This is a genomic window from Microbacterium sp., from assembly GCF_049650565.1.
Classification (GTDB): domain Bacteria; phylum Actinomycetota; class Actinomycetes; order Actinomycetales; family Microbacteriaceae; genus Microbacterium.
The window spans coordinates 1-22,132 of record NZ_JBASAK010000018.1 but is presented as its reverse complement, the minus strand read 5'-3'; the positions used below and the strand labels follow the sequence as shown (position 1 = coordinate 22,132).

Below are 22,132 nucleotides of genomic sequence, written 5' to 3'. Positions count from 1 at the left end.
CTAGTTTCCTGTCGAGAATCGCGCCGACGGCGTGCCGTCGACAAGGGCTCGGGTGGTCGCGGCGAGCTGCTCGAGCCCGCCGTCGCGGAGGGCCTTCACCAGCGCCGTGCCGACGATCGCACCGTCGGCGTAGTCCACGACCGCGGCGACCTGCTCGGGATTGGAGATCCCGATGCCGACGCAGGCGTAGCGTGCGCCGTGTTCGCGGAGCCGGCCGACGAGAGTGCGGGCGGCGCGGTCGAGCGCGGCGCGCTCCCCCGTGATGCCCATGGTGGAGACCGTGTACACGAAGCCGGTGGATGAGCTCGTCACGAGCTCCAGCCGAGCATCCGAGGAAGTGGGGGCGGACAGGAAGATGCGGTCCAGCCCGGTGCGGGTGCTGGCGGCGATCCACTCGGCGGCGGACTCGGGCGTGATGTCCGGCGTGATGAGACCCGCACCCCCTGCGGCGAGCAGGTCGTCGGCGTAGCGCTCGACGCCGTGCTGCAGCACGGGGTTCCAATACGTCATGACGACCACCGGCACCTCGGTGCGGGAGGTGATCTCCTTGAGCACCGTGAACAGGTCGCGAGTGCGGTAGCCCTTCGCCAGCGCCTGCTGCGTGGCCTGCTGGATGACCTCGCCGTCCATCACCGGGTCGGAGTACGGCGGACCCAGCTCGATCACGTCGACGCCGTTGCGCGCGAGGGTCAGCGCCGCATCGATGCTGGTCTGCAGATCGGGGAATCCGACGGGCAGGTAGCCGATGAACGCGCCACGGCCGGCCTCATGCGCCTTGCGGATGGCGTCCTCGACGCGACTCACGATGCATCCTCCCGGTCGTACAGGTCGAAGTACCGCGCGGCGGTGTCCATGTCCTTGTCTCCGCGCCCGGACAGCGAGACGGCGATGATGGCGCCCGGCCCCAGTTCACGTCCGATGCGCAGCGCACCGGCGAGTGCGTGCGCGGATTCGATGGCGGGGATGATGCCCTCGGTGCGACTCAGCAGCCGCAGCGCCTGCATGGCCTCGTCGTCGGTGGCGGGGATGTACGTCGCGCGGCCGATGTCGCTGAGCCAGGCGTGCTCCGGCCCGACGCCCGGGTAGTCGAGCCCGGCGGAGATGGAGTGCGACTCGACGGTCTGGCCGTCCTCGTCCTGGAGCACGTAGGTCTTCGCGCCGTGCAGCACGCCGGGGCGACCGCGCTCGATGGATGCCGCGTGCTTCGGCGTGTCGACGCCGTCGCCGGCGGCCTCCACGCCGTAGAGCCTCACGCCCTCGTCATCCAGGAACGCGTCGAACATGCCGATGGCGTTCGACCCGCCGCCGACGCAGGCGACGACCGCATCCGGAAGCCGGCCGGCCTGCGCGAGCAGCTGCTCGCGCGCCTCTTCGCCGATGATCTTCTGGAAGTCGCGCACCATGGCGGGGAACGGATGCGGCCCTGCGGCGGTGCCGAAGATGTAGTTGGTGGTCTCTACCGTGGCCACCCAGTCGCGGTACGCGTCGTTGATCGCATCCTTCAGGGTGCGCGACCCGGTCTTCACCGGCACGACCTCGGCGCCCAGCAGGCGCATGCGCGCGACGTTGAGGGCCTGGCGCTCGGTGTCGACCTCGCCCATGTAGATCGTGCAGTCCAGGCCGAACAGTGCTGCGGCAGTGGCGGTCGCCACGCCGTGCTGCCCCGCACCGGTCTCGGCGATGACACGGGTCTTGCCCAGGCGCCTGGTCAGCAGCGCCTGCCCCAGCACGTTGTTGATCTTGTGCGAGCCGGTGTGGTTGAGATCCTCGCGCTTGAGGAACACCCTGGCACCGCCGGCGTGCTCGGCGAACCTCGGCACCTCGGTGATCGGCGACGGGCGACCCGCGTAGGAGTGCAGCAGCGTCGCCAGCTCGGCCTGGAAGGCCGGGTCGACGATGGCGGCCTCGTACGCCTCGGTCAACTCGTCGATGGCGGCGATGAGCGACTCCGGCATGTACCGGCCGCCGTACTCGCCGAAGAACGGACCGTGCTGGTCGCGGAGTCCCATCTCAGCCTCTCCCCTGCCGCACCGGCATGTCGCCGGCCTGCAGGAACGCGTTCAGTGTGGCGACGGGGTCGCCGGTGACCAGCGCCTCGCCGATGAGCACGACATCCGCACCCGCCTCGCGGTAATGCCGGACGTCGTCGGGCGCGAGGACCGCCGACTCGGCGACGCGGATGGCGGTGTCAGGGATGCGCTCGGAGAGCCGGCCGAACAGGTCGCGGTCCAGCTCGAAGGTCTTCAGGTTGCGGGCGTTGATGCCGATGAGGTCGGCGCCCAGCTCGAGAGCCACGTCGAGCTCTTCGGCGGTGTGCGTCTCGATGAGCGGAGTCATGCCCAGTTCGAGGACCAGCGCGTAGAGCTCGTCCAGCACGGTGCGGTCCAGGCCCGCAACGATGAGCAGGGCGAGGTCGGCGCCCGCGGCGCGCGCCTCGAAGACCTGGTACGGCGTGGCGAGGAAGTCCTTGCGCAGCACGGGCAGGTCCACTCGCGACGTGACGGCCTCGAGGTCCGCCAGGCTGCCGCCGAAGCGGCGCTCCTCGGTCAGGACGCTGATCGCGGAGGCTCCGCCCTGCTCGTACAGCGAGGCCTGCAACGCCGGGTCGGGGATCTCCGCCAGGGCCCCGCGCGAAGGACTCGCACGCTTGACCTCGGCGATGATCTTCACCCGGTCGGCGGGGGCCAGGGCTGCCAGTGCGTCGCGGGCGGCAGGGCGTGCGAGAGCGTCGCGCTCCACATCGGCCAGCGGTCGCGACAGCGCGCGGCGCTCGGCGTCCTCGACAGCGCCGGCCGTGAGGTCGGCGAGGATCATCAGTGCGCCTTGGGCGTGTACTTCGGGCCCTTCACGCCCCAACCGGCCTTGGAGAGCACCCAGCCGGTGATGACGCCGATGATGATGATGGCCACGCCGACGTAGACGCCGACCGGCAGACCGGCGCAGAAGAAGACGGTGCCGGTGGCGAAGCCGAGGAGCATGATCACGACCATCGTCCAGGCTGCAGGCGAATGTCCGTGGCCGGGGTCGGCGATCGGGTTGGTCATGTTCTCCTCCGGGAGGGTCGGCGATGTGATCATTCTATCGGGAAGGGCCGGTGGGATCCGTGCCATGCGACAGCTCGTCCCACGAATCCACGGCATCCAGGGGGCCGGCTTCGGCGTGGTGGCCGTCGGAGATCTGCTCATACCGACGGCTGCCGGCCTTCCAGCGATGCGCAGTGGCCAGCACGAACGCGCAGGCCGCCGCCAGCAGCGCCCACGCGCACAGGGCCGCGATCGCCCAGCCCCCTGAGTGCAGTCCGCTCACCATGGCCTGCAGGGTCTTGTCCCCGCTGAGGCCGGTGGCCTTGGTCAGCGCCGGGGCCACCGCCTCCAGCGGCGGATCCAGCACGATGGGCAGGGTTCCGGTGAGCAGCACGACCGCACCGCCGAGACCGAGCACCGCGAAGGCGTACCTCAGGACGACTCCCGCGATCGACAGCGCCGCTCCCAGTGCCAGCACGGCCAGCGACAGCGGCGCCAGCAGCGGCATGGCGTCGGCGCCCGACACCAGCAGCGGCTCCGCGGCATCCGCCCTGTTTGCGGTGATCCAGGTCTGGGTGGACGAGATGATCCCCACGCCGCCGGAGAGGAGGAAGGCGAGGACGGCGTACATGCGCGCGCGCGCGAGCATGATCACTCCCCCGCTTCCGCCGACAACGTCAACTCGCGTCCGTCGAAGCACGTGCGCGTGCCGGTGTGACAGGCGGGTCCGTGCTGGTCGACGGTGAGCAGGATCGTGTCGGCATCGCAGTCGACGGCCACGGCATGCACCTGCTGGGTGTTGCCGGACGTGTCGCCCTTGCGCCAGTACTCCTGACGGGAGCGCGACCAGTACACGGCGCGTCCGCCGGTGAGCGTGCGGCGCAGCGCCTCGGCATCCATCCATGCCAGCATGAGCACCTCGCGCGAGTCGAACTGCTGCACGACCACCGGGGCGAGCCCGTCGGCGTTCCAGTTGACCCGGGCGATGTCGGCGTCTTCAGCGGTCATCGCACCACCACCCCGTCCGCGCGCAGCGCGTCCTTCACATCGCCGACGGTCAGCCGCCCGCTGTGGAACACGCTGGCCGCGAGCACGGCATCCGCTCCCGCCTCGATGGCCGGCGGGAAGTCGGCTGCCGATCCCGCACCGCCGGAGGCGATGATGGGAACGGCTGCGACTTCCCGCATGAGCCGGACGAGCTCCAGATCGAAGCCGTCCTCGGTGCCGTCGGCGTCGATGGAGTTGACCAGCAGCTCCCCCGCGCCGCGCTCGATGGCCTCGCGCGCCCAGTCCAGGGCATCCAGTGTGGTCTGGGTGCGTCCGCCGTGGGTGGTGACGACGAAGCCGGATGCCGTCGTCGCCGCCCGCTTGACATCCAGCGAGAGCACGAGCACCTGCGCGCCGAAGCGGTCGGCGATCTCGTCGATGAGGGCGGGCCGTGCAATGGCGGCGGAGTTCACGCCGATCTTGTCCGCGCCGACGGCCAGCAGGCGCGCGACATCCTCGACGCTGCGCACCCCGCCGCCCACGGTCAGCGGCACGAACACCTGCTCGGCGGTGCGCTGCACCACCCCGTACGTGGTGGAGCGGTCATCGACGGTCGCCGTGACATCGAGGAACGTGATCTCGTCGGCTCCCTGCGCGGCGTAGTGCGCGGCCAGCTCGACGGGATCGCCCATGTCGCGCAGATCCTTGAAGTTGACGCCCTTGACGACGCGACCGGCAGCCACGTCGAGGCACGGAATGACGCGAGCGGCGAGCGTCATCAGAGCCTCGCGGCGTGGATCGCGGTGACGAGGATGGCGCGGGCGCCCAGCGCGTACAGGTCGTCCATCAGCTGGTTCATCCCCTTGCGCGGGATCATCACCCGCACGGCCACCCACGCGGGATCGCGCAGCGGGGAGATGGTCGGCGACTCACGGCCGGGCGAGAGGGCGGTGGCCTTGTCCACCATGTCGGCGGGCAGGTCGTAGTCCAGCAGCACGTAACGGCGGGCGACCATCACGCCGCGCAGGCGGCGCAGCAGTCGCGCGGTGCCCGGAACATCGCCCGGGCGGCTGATCAGCACGGCCTCGGACTCGATGATCACAGGGCCGAAGATCTCCAGGCCCGCCTGACGCAGCGTGGTGCCGGTCTCCACCACATCGGCGATCACATCGGCGACGCCCAGCTGCACGGCGGACTCCACGGCGCCGTCCAGCGGCACCAGGGTGGCGTTCACGCCGTGCTCGTGCAGGAAATCGTCCACGAGGCCGGGATAGGCGGACGCCACGCGCACGCCCTCCAGCTGCTCGATCGAGGAGTACTTCCCGGGAGGAGCCGCGAAGCGGAACGTGGAGCGGGCGAAGCCCAGCTGCTCGATCTCGCGGGCATCGTGCTGGCGCACATCCAGCAGCAGGTCGCGGCCGGTGATGCCGACGTCCAGCGCGCCGGAGGCCACGTAGGTGGCGATGTCGCGCGGGCGGAGGTAGAACAGCTCGACGTCGCTGTCGGCGTCGATGACGTGCAGGGTCTTGGCGTCGCGGCGGCCGGTGTAGCCGGCCTCCGCGAGCATCTCGGCGGCTGTCTCGGACAGCGAGCCCTTGTTGGGTACGGCGATGCGCAGCATGGATGTCCTTCTGTGTGAGCGAGAGGTCTTCAGACGCGCTCACAGATGTCGGTAGACGTCCTCCAGGTCCAGGCCCTTGGCGATCATCATCACCTGCAGGTGGTAGAGCAGCTGGGAGATCTCCTCCGCCGCGTTGTCCAGCGTCTCGTACTCAGCGGCCATCCACACCTCGGCGGCCTCTTCGACGATCTTCTTGCCGATCGCATGAACGCCCCGGTCCAGCTCGGCCACGGTGCCCGATCCCTCAGGGCGAGTCGCCGCGGTGTGCTGGAGCTCGGCGAACAGCTCGTCGAATGTCTTCACTGTTCCAGGCTAGCCGCTCGCGCGAGCTCCCGAAGCCGGGTGACGGCCGCTGCGACGTCATCCGCGCCGTAAACGGCGGACCCCGCGACGAACGTGTCCGCGCCGGCCTGCGCAGCCTGCGCGATCGTGGCGTCGGAGATGCCGCCGTCGACCTGGAGCCACACGCTCGACCCGCGTCGTCGTGCCTCGTCGTGCAGCGCGCGAAGCTTGGGCATGGTCTCCGGCATGAAGCCCTGGCCGCCGAAGCCCGGTTCGACGGTCATGACGAGGATCTGGTCGAACTCGTCGAGGATGTCGTACAGCGACTCCCCCGCCGTGCCGGGCTTGATGGCCACGCCGGCGCGCGCGCCGATGCCCCGCAGCCTGCGCGCCAGCGCCACCGGATCGGCGGCGGCCTCGAGGTGGAAGGTGACGCTCGCGGCCCCCAGCTCGGCGTAGCCGGGCGCCCAGCGATCCGGATCGGAGATCATCAGGTGCACGTCCAGCGGAATGGGGCTGGTCTCCTGGATGCGCTGGACCATCTGCGGCCCGAACGTGAGGTTCGGCACGAAGTGGTTGTCCATGACGTCGACGTGCGCGAAGTCGGCCGTCGCGATGCGAGCGAGATCGGCCTGCATGTTGACGAAGTCGGCGGCGAGGATGCTGGGGTTGATGCGCGGTGCGGCGGGGAGGTTCATGGGTCATCCATCCTTGTCGTTGCGCTGGAGGAGCGCGAGGAACATGGCGTCGGTGCCGTGGCGGTGCGGCCACAGCTGCACCTGCTCCGGACCGGTGTCGGAGCGGAGGTCGATGGGCGAGGCGGAGACGGCGGACACCGCGGCGCGGGTGTCCAGTCGTATGACGTCGGAACGGCCGCGCAGCACCTCTTCGACGACGCCGCTGGTCTCCGCCAGATGCGGCGAGCAGGTGACGTAGGCGACGATGCCGCCGGGTGCGAGCGCGTCGATGGCGGCATCCAGCAGCTGCGTCTGAAGCGGGACGAGTTCGGCGACGTCGGCGGGGGCCTTGCGCCAGCGCGCCTCGGGACGGCGGCGCAGCGCGCCGAGACCCGTGCACGGTGCGTCGACGAGGATGCGGTCGAAGGTCGACGGATGCCGGGCGGCGAACTCCCTGCCGTCCTCCTCGTGCACGGGCACGTCGACAGGCAGCGGCTCCAGCGCATGCCGGACGAGGTCCGCGCGGGCGTGCACGACTTCGTTGGCCTCCAGCTGTGCGCCGTCGCGGTGGGCGATGGCCGCCAGCAGGGCGGTCTTCCCGCCGGGTCCTGCGCACAGGTCCAGCCAGCGCTCGCCCGCCCGCACGGGTGTCGCGCCGGCCAGGGCGAGCGCGACCAGCTGGGAGCCCTCGTCCTGCACGCGGATCCGTCCTGCGGCATCCGCGATGACGGCATGCGGGTCGCCACCGGGCGAGGCGAACGCCGTGGGCGCGTACGGGCGAGCGGGCTCGCCGCGGTCTGCCAGGCCCGGCAGCGCCACGAGGGTGACCTCCGGCGAGAGGTTGTCGGCCTCCAGCAGAGTGGCGAGCTCATCGGCGCGCCCTTCGGCTGCCAGTGCACGGCGCAGGGCGCGGATCACCCACACCGGGTGGGCTGTGCGCAGGGACAGCCGCTCGTCGTCCGAGCGGGCGCCGTCCTCGATGCGCTGCTGCCAGGTGTCGGCATCGTCCCGGCTGATGCGCCGCAGCACGGCGTTCGCGAAGCCCGCGGCGCCGCGGCCCACCTCGGCGGCGACGAGATTGACCGACTCGTTCACCGCCGCGTGCGGGGCGACGCGGGTGGCCAGCAGCTGGTGGGCACCCAGTCGCAGCGCATCCAGCACCCCCGGGTCGATGGTGTCGATGCCGCGGTCGGCGGCATTCGCGATGATGGCATCGTAGGTGCCACGGCGGCGCAGCGTGCCGTAGGCCAGCTCGGTGGCCAGCGCCGCATCCTGCGTGTCGAGACCGGCGTCGGAGATCAGCCGCGGAAGCAGCAGGTTGGCGTACGCGTCGTCCTGCGAGACCGCCCGCAGCACGTCGTAGGCCACCCAGCGGGCCGGCTGGATCCCGGGCTTCTTCGAACTGCTCATGCGCCCACCCGCACCGTGCGCTCGGCGTGGAGCCCGCGCCACCAGTCGGCGGCGTTCATGGCGCCCTTGCCCGCGGGCTGCACGCGCGTGACCTCCAGCGCGCCGTCGGCGGTGCCGATGAGCACCGACGACTTCGTGCCCTGCAGTTCGCCGGGCTCGAGAGCAGGAGCGTCCGAGGCGGGAGAGGCTGCGAGGATCTTCAGCCGCGCACCGTCGAGTGTGCTGTGCGCGCCGGGTTCGGGCGTCACGCCGCGATAGCGGGCGAAGACGGTGCTCGTCGACTGCGTGAAGTCCAGAAGGCCGTCGGCCAGCGTGAGCTTGGGCGCCAGGGTGGGCTCGCCGACCTGCGGTGCAGCGGATGCCGTTCCCGCGGAGATCCCGGCGACCACCTCGCGGGTCAGTTCGGCGCCGTCGGCGGCCAGCACGCCGAGGGCGACCTCAGCGGTCGCGCCGTCCGGCAGCGGGACGGCGCGCATCGCGAACACGTCGCCCGCGTCCAGCGCCGGCACCAGCTGGAAGATGCTCACGCCCAACTCGGCATCTCCCGCGATCAGGGCGCGCTGCACGGGCGCCGCACCGCGCCAGGCCGGCAGCAGCGAGAAGTGCAGGTTGATCCACCCGTGCGGGGGCGCCGAGAGCAGCGGCTCGCGGACGATGCCGCCGTAGGCGACGATCACACCGAGGTCGGCATCCAGCGCGGTGATCCGCGCGGTGGCGTCCTCGTCGAGCCGCGCCGTCCTGATGACGGGCAGCCCCAGCTGCTCGGCGGCCGATGCCACGGGCGAGGGCGTGAGCACGCGCTTGCGTCCCAGCGGGGCGTCCGGACGGGTGACGACGCCGACGATCTCGTGATCGGCGGCGAGGGCGTGCAGGGTCGGCACGGCGGCGGCGGGTGTTCCCGCGAAGACGAGGCGCATGAAGGTTCTCCGGATGGATGACGATCCGACGGACGGTCAGATCTCTGGTTCGAGGATATCGAGGTGCACCGAGAGCAGGATGCGCGCTCTGCCACGGCCGCGGCGGCTCTGTGCGGCATCCGCGACGACCACCCCGCGCAGTGCCGCGGCCACGGCCTGCCCCGAGGCGTAGCTGAACCGCACCAGGGCGCGCACCCGCCCGTCGTCGTCGACCGGCAGCGGACCCAGCACGGACTCCCCCGTGACGCCCAGCGGCACCAGCGCGTCCAGGGCACGGCGCACGGACGGCGCGAGACCCTCGATCTGCGCGACCCTGGCCGTCGGAGGCATCTTCAGCGGCATGCGCGCCTCCAGCTCGCTGCGCGCGTACGCGGCGGGTGTCCAGGTGGCCAGCGCCCGCGCGACGGGGCCGTCCACCCCGACGAGGTGGATGGGCGCACCGGGCGCGGCGAGGGCAGCGGCGCCGGTCCACCACCGCAGGCAGGATTCGCCGATGCGCAGCTCGGGCGCCTGCAGCATGCGCGCGCCGTCCAGCAGGATGACCGCCCGGTACCCACCGGCCGCGACGGGCTCCGCACCGCGCGTCGCGACGACGAGGGCCGGCTTGGCGTCGACGTGCTGCACCGGATGAGTGCCGTCCGACACGATGACGCGCACACCGGGGAACGCGCGCCCGAGTTCGTCGGCGGTGCGCTCGGTGCCGGAGGATGCCAGGCGCACCTGATCCGAGGAGCAGTGCGTGCAGTGCCAGGAGTTCGCCGCTCTGCCGCACCAGCCGCACACGGGCACCGCGCCCCGACGGCGGGCGCCCAGCGGCCCGCCGCAGTGCAGGCAGCGGGCGGGCGCACGGCAGCTCGCGCAGACCAGGGTCGGAGCGAACCCGGGCCGCGCCACCTGGACGAGCACCGGGCCCTCGGCAGTCGCCGCGCGCGCGCTCGCGAACGCGCTGGAGGGCACCCGCTGCCGCCCGATCTGCTCGAGCTCCTGCGGCGTGCTCAACCGCACCTGCGGAATGATGCGACGAGTGGCGGTGATGTCCGTCATCCAGCCGCGCTCCACGAGCCGCTGCGTGTCAGTGGATCGGGTGTGCCCCACCAGCAGCAGCGCGCCGCCCTCGTCCTCGTGGCGCAGCAGGGCCGCATCCCGCGCGTGCACGTAGGGGGCGAGCGGCTCCGACAGCAATGGGTCGCCGTCGTCCCACAGCGCGACGAGTCCGGCGCGGACGGGTGCGTACACGGTGGAGCGGTTGCCGACCACGACGCACGGAGCCTCATCGAGCGTGCGCAGGAACGCGCGGTAGCGGTCGGGATTGCTCTGCCTGGCGTCGCTGCGGACCACGGCCTCATCGGGCAGCAGCAGCGCCAGCGCCTGCAGCAACAGCTCCTGGTCGCGGTAGTCGGGCACGATCAGGACGCTGGAGCGCCCTTCCGCCAGTTGAACGGTGGCGGCGGATGCCAGCAGCAGAGCCCATCCGGGTATCCCGTCACGCGGAACCGGGATGGCCTCCACGGCGGCGCGGCCGGCATCCCGGAGGACGTCCGCCAACCCCCGGTACTCGCCGATGACCAGGTGCGCCCGCGCCACGGCATCCGCATCGACCTCCGGCACGGACTCGGGAGCGCGCCAGGACCTCTCCACGCGCACCTGCCGCTTGGGGACGGCCAGGCGCAGGATGTCGGAGGCCGAGCCGGCGGCCCTGTCCGCCGCCCGTCGCGCGAGACGGTACAGCCGGTCGGGTAAGACCTGGACGGATGAGACGACGCTCTCCACGTCGGACAGCGCGCGGGCGTCGTCCGGTTCTGCGGCGACCTCGACCACGAAGCCGTCGACCACCCGCCCCGCGGTGCGCAGCGGCACCTTGACGCGCACCCCGGCCACGACCTCATCGAGTTCGGCCGGCAGGGCGTAGTCGAACAGGCGATCCAGCTGCGGGAGCGGCGAATCGATGAGCACGCGCGCGATGCGCCGCCCGCCCCCGTTGCCGGCGGGCGCTGGTTCGGGGACCGGCGGCACGGTGGCCTCAGACTCCGGCGGCGCGGCGCAGCTCCTCTGCGCGGTCCGTGCGCTCCCAGGTGAACTCCGGGAGCTCGCGGCCGAAGTGGCCGTACGCTGCGGTCTGCGCGTAGATGGGGCGCAGCAGGTCGAGCTCCTCGATGATGGCCTGCGGGCGCAGATCGAAGACGCTGTCGATCGCCCGGATGATCACGTCGTCGGAGACGGTGCCGGTGCCGAAGGTCTCGACGTACAGGCCCACCGGGCGGGCCACGCCGATGGCGTAGGCGACCTGCACCTCGGCGCGCTGCGCGAGGCCCGCGGCGACCACGTTCTTGGCCACCCAGCGCATCGCGTACGCGCCCGAGCGGTCGACCTTGGACGGGTCCTTACCGCTGAACGCGCCACCGCCGTGGCGGGCCGCCCCACCGTAGGTGTCGATGATGATCTTGCGGCCGGTGAGGCCGGCGTCGCCCTTGGGACCGCCGGTGACGAACGGACCGGCCGGGTTGATGTAGTACTTCAGGTCGGCGGCCAAGTCGAGTCCGGTCTGCGCGAGCACGGGGTCGATGACCCGGGCGCGCACGAGCTGCTTGAGCTCGTCCTGCGAGATGTCGGGGTGATGCTGGGTGGAGAGCACCACGGCATCCACCGTCTTGGGCGTGTAGCCGTCGTAGCCCAGCGTCACCTGGGTCTTGCCGTCGGGACGCAGGAAGGGCAGCTCGCCGGAGCGGCGCACCTCGGTGAGGCGCTCGGCGATGCGGTGCGCGGTCCACGCCGCCATCGGCATGAGCTGCGGGGTCTCGTCGGTCGCGAAGCCGAACATGATTCCCTGGTCGCCGGCGCCGAGCTCGTCCCGGGGGTCGGTGGAGCCGCCGTCGCGGTGCTCCTGCGCGTCGTCGACGCCGTGGGCGATGTCCATGGACTGCTCCCCCACCGACACGGTCACGCCGCACGAGGAGCCGTCGAATCCGGTCTCGCTGGAGGTGTAGCCGATGCGGTTGACGACATCGCGCACGATGGTGGGGATGTCCACGTACCCGTCGGTTCGGATCTCCCCCGCCACGTGCACCAGGCCCGTGGTCACCAGCGTCTCCACGGCCACGCGGGAGCCGGTGTCGACGCTCAGCAGCGCGTCGAGCACGCTGTCGGAGATCTGATCGCAGATCTTGTCCGGGTGCCCTTCCGTGACGGATTCCGACGTGAACAGGCGCAGCGCGCTCATCTGTGCTCCAAAGCGGGGTTGAAATGCGGAGCCGGTGCCGGCTCTGCGCCATTCTGCAGGGAGCCGCCGACATCCGGATGCGGACGTCGGCGGCTCACAGGGTCTGGAAGAGGGTCACTCGGCGTGACGGATGCGGAGCTTGTCCTCGTGGATCTCGTGCAGCGCGATGGTGAGCGGCTTGTCCTCCACGGACGAGTCCACCAGTGGGCCCACGTTGTCGAAGAGGTTGCCCTCGTGCAGGTCGGAGTAGTAGTCGTTGATCTGACGCGCGCGCTTGGACGCGTAGATCACGAGCTCGTACTTCGACTCGACGCGCTCCAGAAGGCTGTCGATGGGCGGGTCGATGATGCCCTTGTTCTCTGCGGCCATGGTGGACCTCCTGCTCAGGCGGCGGTCATCGGATGATGGCATGCCGCGAAGACGTTTATAGGCGCGCGCGAACGCTCAGCGCACAAGCCCTGCCGACAATTCTACGACCTCCTGGGCCGCGGTCGCGACGTCGGCGTTCACGACGAGGTAATCGAACTCGTTCTGCGCGGCCAGTTCAGTGCGCGCGGTGCGCAGCCGGCGGGCCTGCTCCTCGGCGTCCTCGGTCCCGCGGCCGATCAGTCGGTGCACCAGCTCGTCCCAGGACGGCGGCAGCAGGAACACCAGTGTCGCGGACGGATCGGCGGCCCGCACCTGCCTGGCCCCCTGCAGATCGATCTCCAGCAGCACCGTGCGGCCCTCGGCAAGCGCCGCGTCGACAGGGCCGCGAGGGGTGCCGTAACGGTGCCTGTTGTGCACGGTGGCGTGTTCGAGAAGCTCGCCGGTGGCGATCATCCGGTCGAACTCGGCGTCGTCGACGAAGTAGTAGTGCACGCCGTCGACCTCGCCGGGACGCGGCGCGCGGGTGGTGGCCGAGACCGAAAGGTGGATGTCCGGGTGGTTCTCCCGGATGTGCGCGGCCACCGTGCCCTTGCCGACGGCCGTGGGACCGGCCAGCACCAGCAAGCGGGTGCGCCCGGCGCGCGCACGGTGAGGCGGGAACCGCCCGTCGAGCCATTCCGACAGCGCAGCCAGCTGCCGCACCCCGAGGCCGCCGAGGCGCTTGACCGGCGAGATGTGCAGCTCCTCGAGGATGCGATCGCGCTTGCCCGCGCCGATGGCGGGCAGCGCCATCAGGAAGTCGGTGATGCGCATGGTCGCGGCGTCCGAGTCGCTGTCGGCCACCGCGCGCCGCAGGATCTCCTGCGGGGTCGCGACGCGCGTGGTCAGGTCGCGTTTCAGCGATGCCCGGCCGCGCCGGCGCTGCAGCGCGCGCTGCGACGCCGCGAAGCGATCGACCTCGGGGACGACACGACCTTCAACCACGGAGAACCTCCAGATACCGAGCGGCGTGCTCATCGATGGCTGCCGCGATGCCCTCGGGCCCGGCGCGCAGGATGCTGCGGCTCTCGCTCGCCAGCACCTGCGGCGCCACGGCGCCGAAACGCGTGATCAGGTCCGACGCCGTCGCACCCTGCGCCCCGAATCCGGGAGCGAGGATCGGCGTGCCGTCCAGCACGTCGTCGCCGAGGCCCAGTTCACTCCTGTCCACGGTAGCGCCGATCACCAGGCCGACAGGCCCCAGTCCTCCGGCGAACGCCGGTGAGCCGTTGGCCCAGATCACATCGCGCGCGACGCGCTGAGCGACGGTCTGGTCATCGGATGCCGCGACATCGACCGTGCGTGCCGTCTGCAGGGACGGCGCCTCGGGGTTGCTCGTCGCGGCCAGCACGAACACGCCCTTGTCGGCGCGGATCGCCGTGGTGATCGTCTCCCGCAGGGACTCCGGCCCCAGGTAGGGGCTGACGGTGACGGCATCCGATTCCAGGGTCGAACCCGGCTCGAGCCAGGCCGACGCGTAGCCGGCCATGGTGGAGCCGATGTCACCGCGCTTCGCGTCCGCAAGCACCAGCAGGCCCGCCGCACGGGCAGCGGAGATCACGTCCTCCAGCGCTGCGAAGCCCTTCGAGCCGAACCGCTCGAAGAACGCGACCTGCGGCTTGACGACGCCCACGCGCCCTGCCGCGGCCTCGACGACGGCCAGGCCGAAGGCGCGAAGGCCGTCGGCATCCTGATTCAGCCCCCATTGCTCGAGGAGCGCCGCGTGCGGGTCGATGCCCACGCACAGTGGCCCGTGCGCATCCATGGCCGCACGCAGGCGCGCCCCGAACGAGGTCACTTCGCAGCCTGCCGATCCAGCTCGTACTCCTGCAGGCTGCGCACCGAGAAGCCCTCGCCGGCGGCATCCATCCCGCTCACGGCCGCGCCCAGCACGGCCATGGTGGTGAACAGTGCCTTGTCCGCGGCTACGGCTGCCGCACGGATCTCATAGCCGTCGGCGCGCGCAGCACCACCGCTGGGGGTGTTGACGACGATGTCGATCTCACCGTCGTTGATCATGTCGACGATGTTCCGCTCGCCGGTCTCAGCCGTGTCGCTGAACTTCGACACCAGTGCCACGTCGATGCCGTTGCGCGCCAGGATCTCAGCGGTGCCCTCGGTCGCGATGAGCGAGAAGCCGAGCTGTGCGAGGCGGTGCGCCGGCAGGATCACGTCGCGCTTGTCCGAATCGGCCACCGAGATGAACACGGTGCCCGAGGTCGGCATCCCGCCGTACGCGGCGGCCTGGCTCTTCGCGAACGCGGTCGGGAAGTCCGCGGCGATGCCCATCACCTCGCCGGTGGAGCGCATCTCCGGGCCGAGCACGGAGTCGACGACCTTGCCCAGGTGCGTGCGGAACCGCTTGAACGGCAGCACGGCCTCCTTGACGGCGATCGGCGCGCCCAGCGGCACCCTCGAGCCGTCCTGCTCGGGCAGCATGCCCTCGACCTTCAGCTCGGCGATGGTGGCGCCGGCCATGATGCGGCTCGCCGCCTTGGCCATCGGCACCCCGAGTGCCTTGGACACGAACGGCACCGTGCGGCTGGCGCGGGGGTTGGCCTCGATGACGTACAGCACGCCGGCGCTGATCGCGAACTGCACGTTCAGCAGGCCGCGCACGCCCACGCCCTCGGCGATGGCCAGGGTCGCCGTGCGGACGCGCTCGATCTCGTTTCGTCCCAGCGAGATCGGCGGCAGCGTGCAGCTGGAGTCGCCGGAGTGGATGCCGGCCTCCTCCAGGTGCTCCATGATCCCGCCGATGTACAGGTCGGTGCCGTCGTACAGCGCGTCCACGTCCAGCTCGATCGCGTCGTCGAGGAAGCGGTCCACCAGCAGCGGCTTGCCCTCCTCGATGATCACATTGCCCGCAGTGCGCACGAAGTAGTCCCGCAGCGACGGGGTGTCGTACACGATCTCCATGCCGCGGCCGCCGAGCACGAAGCTCGGGCGCACCAGCACCGGGTAGCCGATCTCCTCGGCGATCCGGACCGCGCCCTCCACGTCGATGGCCGTGCCGTTGCGCGGCGCGACCAGGCCGGCCTCGTCCAGCAGGCGCGAGAACAGTTCGCGCTCCTCGGCCAGGTCGATGGCGGCGGGGCTGGTGCCCAGCACCGTGTAGCCGGCCGCCTCGATGCCCTTCGCCAGGCCCAGCGGCGTCTGACCGCCGAGCTGGCAGACCACGCCGAGGATCGTGCCGCTGCGGGCCTCGGCGTCCAGCACCTCCAGCACGTCCTCGAGTGTGAGCGGCTCGAAGTACAGCCGGTCGGAGGTGTCGTAGTCGGTGGAGACCGTCTCGGGGTTGCAGTTGACCATGATGGTCTCGTATCCGGCATCCGAGAGCGCGAATGACGCGTGCACGCAGGAGTAGTCGAACTCCACGCCCTGGCCGATGCGGTTCGGGCCGGAGCCGATGATGACGACCTTGGTGCGCTCCGAGGGGGCGACTTCGGTCTCGAAGTCGTAGCTGGAGTAGTGGTACGGCGTGAGCGCAGGGAACTCCCCCGCACAGGTGTCCACGGTCTTGTAGACCGGGCGCACGTCGAGTGCGTGGCGGATGCTGCGCACCTCGGCCTCCGTGATGCCGCGCAGTTGCGCGATCTGCGTGTCGGAGAAGCCGTGCTCCTTCGCGTGCCGCAGCACGGACGCGTCGAGCTCGGGCGCCTCGGCGACGGTCTCGGCGACCTCGTTGATCAGCACGATCTGGTCGAGGAACCACGGGTCCATCGCGGTGGCCTCGAAGGCCTGCTCGATGGTGGCGCCCTTGCGCAGTGCCTGCTGGAGCACGACGATCCGGCCGTCGGTCGGCGTCTTCGCGATCTCCAGCAGCTCTGAGGCGGAGCGCTCCTCGGGGCCCCAGTGGAACGACGAGCCGCGCTGCTCCAGCGACCGCAGCGCCTTCTGCAGCGCGGTGGTGTAGTTGCGGCCGATGGCCATGGCCTCGCCGACCGACTTCATGGTGGTGGTGAGCGTGGCGTCGGCGGCCGGGAACTTCTCGAACGCAAACCGGGGCACCTTCACGACCACGTAGTCCAGCGTCGGCTCGAAGCTGGCCGGGGTCACGCCCGTGATGTCGTTGGGGATCTCGTCGAGCCGGTAGCCCAGCGCGAGCTTGGCGGCGAGCTTGGCGATCGGGAAGCCGGTGGCCTTCGACGCCAGCGCCGACGAGCGGGAGACGCGCGGGTTCATCTCGATGACGATGATGCGGCCGTTGGACGGGTCGACGGCGAACTGGATGTTGCAACCGCCGGTGTCCACGCCCACGGCGCGGATGATGTCGATCGAGATGTCGCGCATCTTCTGGTACTCGCGGTCGGTCAGCGTGAGCGCCGGGGCGACCGTGATGGAGTCGCCGGTGTGCACGCCGACCGGGTCGACGTTCTCGATGGAGCAGACGACGACCGTGTTGTCGGCCGTGTCGCGCATGAGCTCGAGCTCGTACTCCTTCCAGCCCAGGATCGACTCCTCCAGCAGCACCTCGTGCGTGGGCGAGTCGTGCAGGCCGGCACCGGCGATGCGGAGCAGGTCCTCCTCGTCGTACGCGAAGCCGGATCCCAGGCCGCCCATCGTGAACGAGGGGCGGACGACCAGCGGGTACCCGAGCTTCTCAGCCCCGGCGAGGATCTCGTCCATGGTGTGGCAGATGACGGATGCCGCGACGTCTGCGCCGCACTCGAGGACGAGCTCCTTGAAGATCTGGCGGTCCTCGCCCTTGCGGATGGCGTCGACCTTGGCGCCGATGAGCTCGACGCCGTACTTCTCGAGGATGCCGCGCTCGTGCAGCGCCATGGCCGCGTTCAGCGCGGTCTGGCCGCCGAGGGTCGGCAGGATGGCATCCGGCTTCTCCTTGGCGATGATCGTCTCGATGACCTCGGGAGTGATCGGCTCGATGTAGGTCGCGTCGGCGAAGTCGGGGTCGGTCATGATGGTGGCCGGATTGGAGTTCACCAGGATGACGCGGACGCCCTCCTCGCGCAGCACGCGGCACGCCTGAGTGCCCGAGTAGTCGAACTCGCAGGCCTGGCCGATGACGATCGGGCCGGAGCCGATCACCAGAACGGATTCGATATCGTCACGCTTCGGCATTACTCGGCGTCCTTTCCGGAAATGGGGCCCTGAGCTTGTCGAAGGGTCGAGAGCACCAGGTCGCGGAACCTGGCGAAGAGGTAGTGGGCGTCGTGCGGGCCTGCGGCGGCCTCGGGGTGGTACTGCACGGAGAACGCCGGGATGTCATGGGCGCGCAGTCCCTCGACCACCTGGTCGTTGAGGTCGACGTGGCTGACCTCAACGGCGCCGTAGCCGTTCGGGCTCTGGAAAACGCCCTCCAACGGCGCCTCGACGGCGAACCCGTGGTTGTGCGCGGTGATCTCCACCCGGCCGGTGGCGCGGTCCAGCACCGGCTGGTTGATGCCGCGGTGGCCGAACGCGAGCTTGTAGGTGCCCAGGCCCAGAGCGCGGCCGAACAGCTGGTTGCCGAAGCAGATGCCGAAGTACGGCAGTCCGGCGTCGAGCACCTGGCGCAGCACGGCGACCTGCTGATCGGACGCGGACGGGTCGCCGGGCCCGTTCGAGTAGAACACGCCGACTGGCTCCACCGCCTGGATGTCGGCGAAGGTCGCCGACTGCGGCAGCACGTGCACGTCGAAGCCGAGATCGGCGAGGTTGTCCAGCGAGGACTGCTTGACGCCCAGATCGAGCACGGCAAGGTTGCCGATCCTCTCCCCCCGCGCGGACAGCACCCGAGGCTCGGTGACCGAGACCTCGGCAGAGAGGTTCAGGCCCGACATCTCGGGGGCGCCGATGACGCGGTTCAGCTGCTCATCAGCATCCAGCGCGGCATCCCCTCCGGAGAAGATGCCGCCGCGCATGGATCCGTGCGATCGGATGCGGCGGGTGAGCGCCCGCGTGTCGATGCCGCTGATGCCGATGATGCCGTCGCGGATCAGCGCGTCGTCGAGGGACTCCTCGGCGCGCCAGTTGGAGACGCGACGGGCGGGGTCGCGGACGACGTACCCGGCGACCCAGATGCGGCTGGACTCGTCGTCCTCGCGGTTCATGCCGGTGTTGCCGATGTGCGGCGCGGTCTGCAGCACGATCTGGCCGGCGTAGGACGGATCGGTGAGCGTCTCCTGGTATCCGGACATGCCGGTGGCGAAGACGACCTCGCCGAGGGTGATGCCGGTGGCGCCATAGGCGCGACCGGCGAATCGGGTGCCATCCTCGAGGACGAGCACCGCGGGCTTCTCCAGAGCGGATGCCCCGGTGGTGGAACTGGTCAAAGCTGTTCTCCGTTCTCCGAGCTCGCGCACAGCGCTTCGAGCTCGGGGAGGATCTGCTGCGGTCCGCCGGAGGCGTGACGCAGGAAGGTGTCTACAAGGAGGTCGTCGGTGATCCGCCATACCAGGCGGATCAGCCCGTTCGGCTCCACGACGCGGTCGATGGCGACCGTCGCGAGGTCGACCGTCACCAGCCGTGACGAGGTGATGAACACGGTGGGCGAGCCGTCCAGACTGAGGGCGGCGCCGCGGTCCGTGACCACCAGCTCACCGCGAGCCCGGTAGGCCAGCGGTGTGATCGCGAGTCGTTCCAGCGGCTGGTCGTGCTGGGTGGTCGCGACATACAGGATCTCGTGCCGCGCAGTGACTTCCGCATGCTCGGGCACGCCGAGTGGCGCGCTGAGGCCGGAGTCCCTGCGCAGCCTTCGTCGCCATCCGAGGAACATCGCCACCAGGATGACCACCGCGATGGCGGCGGTGATCAGCACGGCGCCCTCGCGGCTCACTTCTGCAGCTCCGCGACGAGGCGGCCGTCCTCGACGGTCGGGATGCCGCCATGGATCGTCCACTGCACTCGACCTGGCAGCTCCCGGCCGAGATAGGGCGAGTTGTGGCTGCGCCCGTGCAGATCCGCGTTCGTGAACACGCCGGACGCGCTCGGATCGTACAGCGCGAGATGAGCCGGTGAGCCGACTGCCAGCGAGCCGAAGCCCTCCAGCTGCCCGATGCGTGCGGGAGCCGTGCTCATGACGCGGGCGACGTCATTCCACTCGAGCATGCCGGTCTGCACCATCGCCTGGTGCACCACGCGCAGCGCGCTCTCCAGCCCGACCATGCCGTTGGCTGCGGCCTGCCACTCGCACGCCTTGTTCTCGGCGGGGTGCGGGGCATGATCGGTGGCGACGATGTCGATCGTGCCGTCTGCGAGGCCCGCGCGCACGGCCTGCACATCCTCCGCCGTGCGCAGTGGCGGATTGACCTTGTAGCGGGCGTCGTAACCGCGCACCAGATCGTCGGTCAGCAGCAGGTGGTGCGGCGTGACCTCCGCGGTCACCTGCACGCCGCGCTTCTTGGCCCAGCGGATCAGGTCGACGGATCCGGCCGTGGACAGGTGGCAGACATGCAGACGCGAGCCCACATGCTCGGCCAGCAGCACGTCGCGGGCGATGATGGACTCCTCGGCGACGGACGGCCATCCGGCCAGGCCCAGTTCGGCGGAGACGACGCCCTCGTTCATCTGGGCGTTCTGCGTGAGGCGCGGATCCTGCGCGTGCTGGGCGATGACGCCGTTGAAGGACTTGACGTACTCCAGAGCGCGGCGCATGATCAGAGGATCCCAGACGCAGGAGCCGTCGTCGCTGAACACGCGGACGCGGGCGCGGGAGGCCGCCATGGCGCCGAGCTCGGCGAGGCGCTCGCCCTTCTGGCCGATGGTGACGGCGCCGATGGGCTGCACCGTCGCGTAGCCGGAGGCCTCGCCGAAGGCGAGCTCCTGCTCCACCACACCGGCGGTGTCGGCGACGGGCTGCGTGTTGGGCATGGCGAACACGGCGGTGAAACCGCCGGCTGCGGCAGCCCGGGTGCCGCTGAGCACCGTCTCGGACGTCTCGAAGCCCGGCTCGCGCAGATGCGTGTGCAGGTCGACCAGGCCGGGAAGCGCGATCAGGCCGGCCGCGTCGATGACGCGTGCGCCGCTGCGGCTCAGGCCCGTGCCGATCTCGGCGATGACGCCCTTCTCGATGACGACGTCGGCGCTGTCGCCGCCGAGCAGCCTGGCTCCGGCGATGACGAGGGTCTCGGTCACTGTGCTTCTCCTCGTTCTTCGTTCCGGTCCCCTGCAAGCAGCAGGTACAGCACCGCCATGCGCACGGAGACTCCGTTGGTGACCTGCTCCAGCACGGTCGAGCGTGCGGAGTCAGCCGCCTCGGAGGAGATCTCCAGGCCGCGGTTCATCGGGCCGGGGTGCATCACGATGCTACTCTCGGGCAGCGTCGCCGCCCGAACCGCGTCGAGGCCCCACCGGCGGGTGTACTCGCGCTCGGTCGGGAAGAACGCGGCGTGCATGCGCTCCATCTGGATGCGCAGCATCATGACGGCGTCCGGAGCCTCGGCGAGGGCCGCATCCAGGTCGTACAGAACCCGCGCGGGCCACTGCGACACGTTCTGCGGAATCAGCGTGGGCGGGGTGACCAGCGTCACCTCGGCACCCAGCGTCGACAGCAGCCACACGTTCGACCGTGCGACCCGGGAGTGCAGGACGTCGCCCACGATGACCACGCGGAGGCCGGACAGGTCCCGGCCGCGGCTGTCGGCCCCGTACCGGCGCTTGCGGATCGTGAACGCGTCCAGCAGGGCCTGGGTGGGGTGCTCGTGCGTGCCGTCGCCGGCGTTCACGACGCCGGCGGAGATCCAGCCGCTGGTGGCGAGGGTGCGCGGAGCGCCGGATGCCGAGTGGCGGATCACCACGGCATCCGCTCCCATCGCCTGCAGGGTCTGCGCAGTGTCCTTCAGGCTCTCGCCCTTGGAGACGCTGGATCCCTTGGCCGAGAAGTTGATGACGTCGGCGGAGAGGCGCTTGGCGGCGGCCTCGAACGAGATGCGGGTGCGGGTGGAGTCCTCGAAGAAGAGGTTCACGACGGTCTTGCCCAGCAGGGTCGGCAGCTTCTTGACCTGACGGGACTGGGTGTCGGCCATGTCCTCGGCCACGTCGAGGATGCGCAGCGCGTCCTCGCGGGCGAGGCTGCGAGTGTCGAGCAGATGCCTCATGACTCGATCGTCACCTCATCGGCGCCGTCGAGCTCCTTCAGGCGCACGTTGACGCGCTCGGTGCGGGAGGACGGGATGTTCTTGCCGACGAAGTCGGGCCGGATGGGCAGCTCGCGGTGGCCGCGGTCCACGAGGATCGCCAGCCGCACGACGGCCGGGCGTCCGATGGACTGGATGGCATCGAGCGCCGCGCGGATGCTGCGCCCGGAGAACAGCACATCGTCGACGAGGACCACGGTTCTGCCGTCGATGCCGCCGTCGGGGATCTCAGTGCGCTTGGGCGAGCGGGTGGGATGCTTGGACAGGTCATCGCGGAAGAGCGTGATGTCCAGGGAGCCCACCGGGATCTCGGTGCCGGCGATGCCGGAGACGATGGGACCGAGCCGATCGGCGAGCGTCACCCCGCGGGTCGGGATGCCGAGGAGGATGAGCCCTTCGGCACCGCGGTTGGATTCGAGGATCTCATGGGCGATGCGCGTCAGCGCGCGTGAGATGTCGGCTTCCTGCAGCACTGTGCGTGCAGACAATGGCCACTTCCCTTCTCCGCCTCAC

At 70.5% G+C, this 22,132-nt stretch carries 23 protein-coding genes; all 23 read right to left on the bottom strand.

The window, feature by feature from the left end:
* The 23 genes from trpA to pyrR all read right to left on the bottom strand — a co-directional run bounded on the left by trpA (position 1) and on the right by pyrR (position 22,107).
* Positions 1–807 carry a tryptophan synthase subunit alpha gene (gene trpA, locus WA967_RS02815; RefSeq protein WP_424419396.1) on the bottom strand — a complete coding sequence of 269 codons (807 nt, stop codon included), beginning with the start codon at positions 805–807 and terminating at the stop codon, positions 1–3.
* On the bottom strand, positions 801–2,009 hold the full coding sequence (gene trpB, locus WA967_RS02810) for a tryptophan synthase subunit beta (protein WP_424419378.1): 1,209 nt from the start codon (positions 2,007–2,009) through the stop codon (positions 801–803). Before trpB ends, trpA begins: the two co-directional genes overlap by 7 nt.
* Before the next feature lies 1 nt (position 2,010).
* Positions 2,011–2,811 carry an indole-3-glycerol phosphate synthase TrpC gene (trpC, locus tag WA967_RS02805; RefSeq protein ID WP_424419395.1) on the bottom strand — a complete coding sequence of 267 codons (801 nt, stop codon included), beginning with the start codon at positions 2,809–2,811 and terminating at the stop codon, positions 2,011–2,013.
* A 2-nt stretch (positions 2,812–2,813) separates the two neighbouring features.
* Positions 2,814–3,044 carry an HGxxPAAW family protein gene (locus WA967_RS02800; protein WP_298864771.1) on the bottom strand — a complete coding sequence of 77 codons (231 nt, stop codon included), beginning with the start codon at positions 3,042–3,044 and terminating at the stop codon, positions 2,814–2,816.
* A gap of 34 nt (positions 3,045–3,078) precedes the next feature.
* A complete protein-coding gene (locus tag WA967_RS02795) occupies positions 3,079–3,672 on the bottom strand; it encodes a Trp biosynthesis-associated membrane protein (RefSeq protein WP_424419377.1) in 594 nt (197 codons plus the stop codon).
* A 2-nt stretch (positions 3,673–3,674) separates the two neighbouring features.
* On the bottom strand, positions 3,675–4,031 hold the full coding sequence (gene hisI, locus WA967_RS02790) for a phosphoribosyl-AMP cyclohydrolase (RefSeq protein ID WP_424419376.1): 357 nt from the start codon (positions 4,029–4,031) through the stop codon (positions 3,675–3,677).
* The gene (hisF, locus tag WA967_RS02785; RefSeq protein WP_424419375.1) at positions 4,028–4,789 is read right to left on the bottom strand and encodes an imidazole glycerol phosphate synthase subunit HisF; all 762 of its coding nucleotides are present in this window, start codon (positions 4,787–4,789) and stop codon (positions 4,028–4,030) included. The genes hisI and hisF overlap by 4 nt, the downstream gene beginning before the upstream one ends.
* Positions 4,789–5,631, bottom strand: a complete 843-nt coding sequence (gene hisG, locus WA967_RS02780; protein ID WP_424419374.1) for an ATP phosphoribosyltransferase — start codon at positions 5,629–5,631, stop codon at positions 4,789–4,791. The genes hisF and hisG overlap by 1 nt, the downstream gene beginning before the upstream one ends.
* 39 nt (positions 5,632–5,670) lie before the next feature.
* Positions 5,671–5,934: a phosphoribosyl-ATP diphosphatase gene (locus tag WA967_RS02775; RefSeq protein WP_424419373.1), complete on the bottom strand. Its 264-nt coding sequence runs from the start codon at positions 5,932–5,934 to the stop codon at positions 5,671–5,673.
* Positions 5,931–6,611, bottom strand: a complete 681-nt coding sequence (gene rpe, locus WA967_RS02770; RefSeq protein WP_424419372.1) for a ribulose-phosphate 3-epimerase — start codon at positions 6,609–6,611, stop codon at positions 5,931–5,933. The genes WA967_RS02775 and rpe overlap by 4 nt, the downstream gene beginning before the upstream one ends.
* Positions 6,612–6,614: 3 nt before the next feature.
* A complete protein-coding gene (locus WA967_RS02765) occupies positions 6,615–8,000 on the bottom strand; it encodes an RsmB/NOP family class I SAM-dependent RNA methyltransferase (RefSeq protein ID WP_424419371.1) in 1,386 nt (461 codons plus the stop codon).
* The gene (fmt, locus tag WA967_RS02760) at positions 7,997–8,917 is read right to left on the bottom strand and encodes a methionyl-tRNA formyltransferase (RefSeq protein WP_424419370.1); all 921 of its coding nucleotides are present in this window, start codon (positions 8,915–8,917) and stop codon (positions 7,997–7,999) included. Before fmt ends, WA967_RS02765 begins: the two co-directional genes overlap by 4 nt.
* A gap of 36 nt (positions 8,918–8,953) precedes the next feature.
* Complete coding sequence (locus WA967_RS02755; protein WP_424419369.1) at positions 8,954–10,870, bottom strand: primosomal protein N'; 1,917 nt, start codon at positions 10,868–10,870, stop codon at positions 8,954–8,956.
* Between the two features lie 67 nt (positions 10,871–10,937).
* Complete coding sequence (gene metK / locus WA967_RS02750; RefSeq protein WP_424419368.1) at positions 10,938–12,134, bottom strand: methionine adenosyltransferase; 1,197 nt, start codon at positions 12,132–12,134, stop codon at positions 10,938–10,940.
* A 114-nt stretch (positions 12,135–12,248) separates the two neighbouring features.
* Positions 12,249–12,503: a DNA-directed RNA polymerase subunit omega gene (rpoZ, locus tag WA967_RS02745; RefSeq protein WP_298864808.1), complete on the bottom strand. Its 255-nt coding sequence runs from the start codon at positions 12,501–12,503 to the stop codon at positions 12,249–12,251.
* 75 nt (positions 12,504–12,578) lie between these two features.
* Complete coding sequence (gmk, locus tag WA967_RS02740) at positions 12,579–13,487, bottom strand: guanylate kinase (protein WP_424419367.1); 909 nt, start codon at positions 13,485–13,487, stop codon at positions 12,579–12,581.
* Positions 13,480–14,340 (bottom strand): orotidine-5'-phosphate decarboxylase, encoded by an 861-nt coding sequence (gene pyrF / locus WA967_RS02735; protein ID WP_424419366.1) that lies wholly within the window; start codon positions 14,338–14,340, stop codon positions 13,480–13,482. Before pyrF ends, gmk begins: the two co-directional genes overlap by 8 nt.
* Positions 14,337–17,624, bottom strand: a complete 3,288-nt coding sequence (gene carB / locus WA967_RS02730) for a carbamoyl-phosphate synthase large subunit (protein ID WP_424419365.1) — start codon at positions 17,622–17,624, stop codon at positions 14,337–14,339. The genes pyrF and carB overlap by 4 nt, the downstream gene beginning before the upstream one ends.
* Positions 17,624–18,817, bottom strand: coding sequence for a glutamine-hydrolyzing carbamoyl-phosphate synthase small subunit (gene carA, locus WA967_RS02725; protein WP_424419364.1), 1,194 nt, complete (start codon positions 18,815–18,817; stop codon positions 17,624–17,626). The genes carB and carA overlap by 1 nt, the downstream gene beginning before the upstream one ends.
* Positions 18,814–19,320 carry a hypothetical protein gene (locus WA967_RS02720; protein WP_424419362.1) on the bottom strand — a complete coding sequence of 169 codons (507 nt, stop codon included), beginning with the start codon at positions 19,318–19,320 and terminating at the stop codon, positions 18,814–18,816. The genes carA and WA967_RS02720 overlap by 4 nt, the downstream gene beginning before the upstream one ends.
* A complete protein-coding gene (locus WA967_RS02715; RefSeq protein WP_424419361.1) occupies positions 19,317–20,618 on the bottom strand; it encodes a dihydroorotase in 1,302 nt (433 codons plus the stop codon). The genes WA967_RS02720 and WA967_RS02715 overlap by 4 nt, the downstream gene beginning before the upstream one ends.
* Positions 20,615–21,580 (bottom strand): aspartate carbamoyltransferase catalytic subunit, encoded by a 966-nt coding sequence (locus WA967_RS02710; RefSeq protein WP_424419360.1) that lies wholly within the window; start codon positions 21,578–21,580, stop codon positions 20,615–20,617. Before WA967_RS02710 ends, WA967_RS02715 begins: the two co-directional genes overlap by 4 nt.
* Complete coding sequence (gene pyrR, locus WA967_RS02705) at positions 21,577–22,107, bottom strand: bifunctional pyr operon transcriptional regulator/uracil phosphoribosyltransferase PyrR (RefSeq protein ID WP_424419359.1); 531 nt, start codon at positions 22,105–22,107, stop codon at positions 21,577–21,579. The genes WA967_RS02710 and pyrR overlap by 4 nt, the downstream gene beginning before the upstream one ends.
* Positions 22,108–22,132: the final 25 nt, after the last annotated feature.

Coding starts and splice junctions, on each gene's coding strand:
- metK (WP_424419368.1), bottom strand. CDS start 12,134: ATGAGCGCGCTGCGCCTGTTCACGTCGGAATCCGTCACGGAAGGGCAC.
- WA967_RS02710 (WP_424419360.1), bottom strand. CDS start 21,580: ATGAGGCATCTGCTCGACACTCGCAGCCTCGCCCGCGAGGACGCGCTG.
- hisG (WP_424419374.1), bottom strand. CDS start 5,631: ATGCTGCGCATCGCCGTACCCAACAAGGGCTCGCTGTCCGAGACAGCC.
- hisI (WP_424419376.1), bottom strand. CDS start 4,031: ATGACCGCTGAAGACGCCGACATCGCCCGGGTCAACTGGAACGCCGAC.
- carB (WP_424419365.1), bottom strand. CDS start 17,624: ATGCCGAAGCGTGACGATATCGAATCCGTTCTGGTGATCGGCTCCGGC.
- fmt (WP_424419370.1), bottom strand. CDS start 8,917: ATGCGCCTCGTCTTCGCGGGAACACCCGCCGCCGCCGTGCCGACCCTG.
- WA967_RS02800 (WP_298864771.1), bottom strand. CDS start 3,044: ATGACCAACCCGATCGCCGACCCCGGCCACGGACATTCGCCTGCAGCC.
- WA967_RS02795 (WP_424419377.1), bottom strand. CDS start 3,672: ATGCTCGCGCGCGCGCGCATGTACGCCGTCCTCGCCTTCCTCCTCTCC.
- WA967_RS02765 (WP_424419371.1), bottom strand. CDS start 8,000: ATGAGCAGTTCGAAGAAGCCCGGGATCCAGCCGGCCCGCTGGGTGGCC.
- hisF (WP_424419375.1), bottom strand. CDS start 4,789: ATGACGCTCGCCGCTCGCGTCATTCCGTGCCTCGACGTGGCTGCCGGT.
- rpoZ (WP_298864808.1), bottom strand. CDS start 12,503: ATGGCCGCAGAGAACAAGGGCATCATCGACCCGCCCATCGACAGCCTT.
- rpe (WP_424419372.1), bottom strand. CDS start 6,611: ATGAACCTCCCCGCCGCACCGCGCATCAACCCCAGCATCCTCGCCGCC.
- trpB (WP_424419378.1), bottom strand. CDS start 2,009: ATGGGACTCCGCGACCAGCACGGTCCGTTCTTCGGCGAGTACGGCGGC.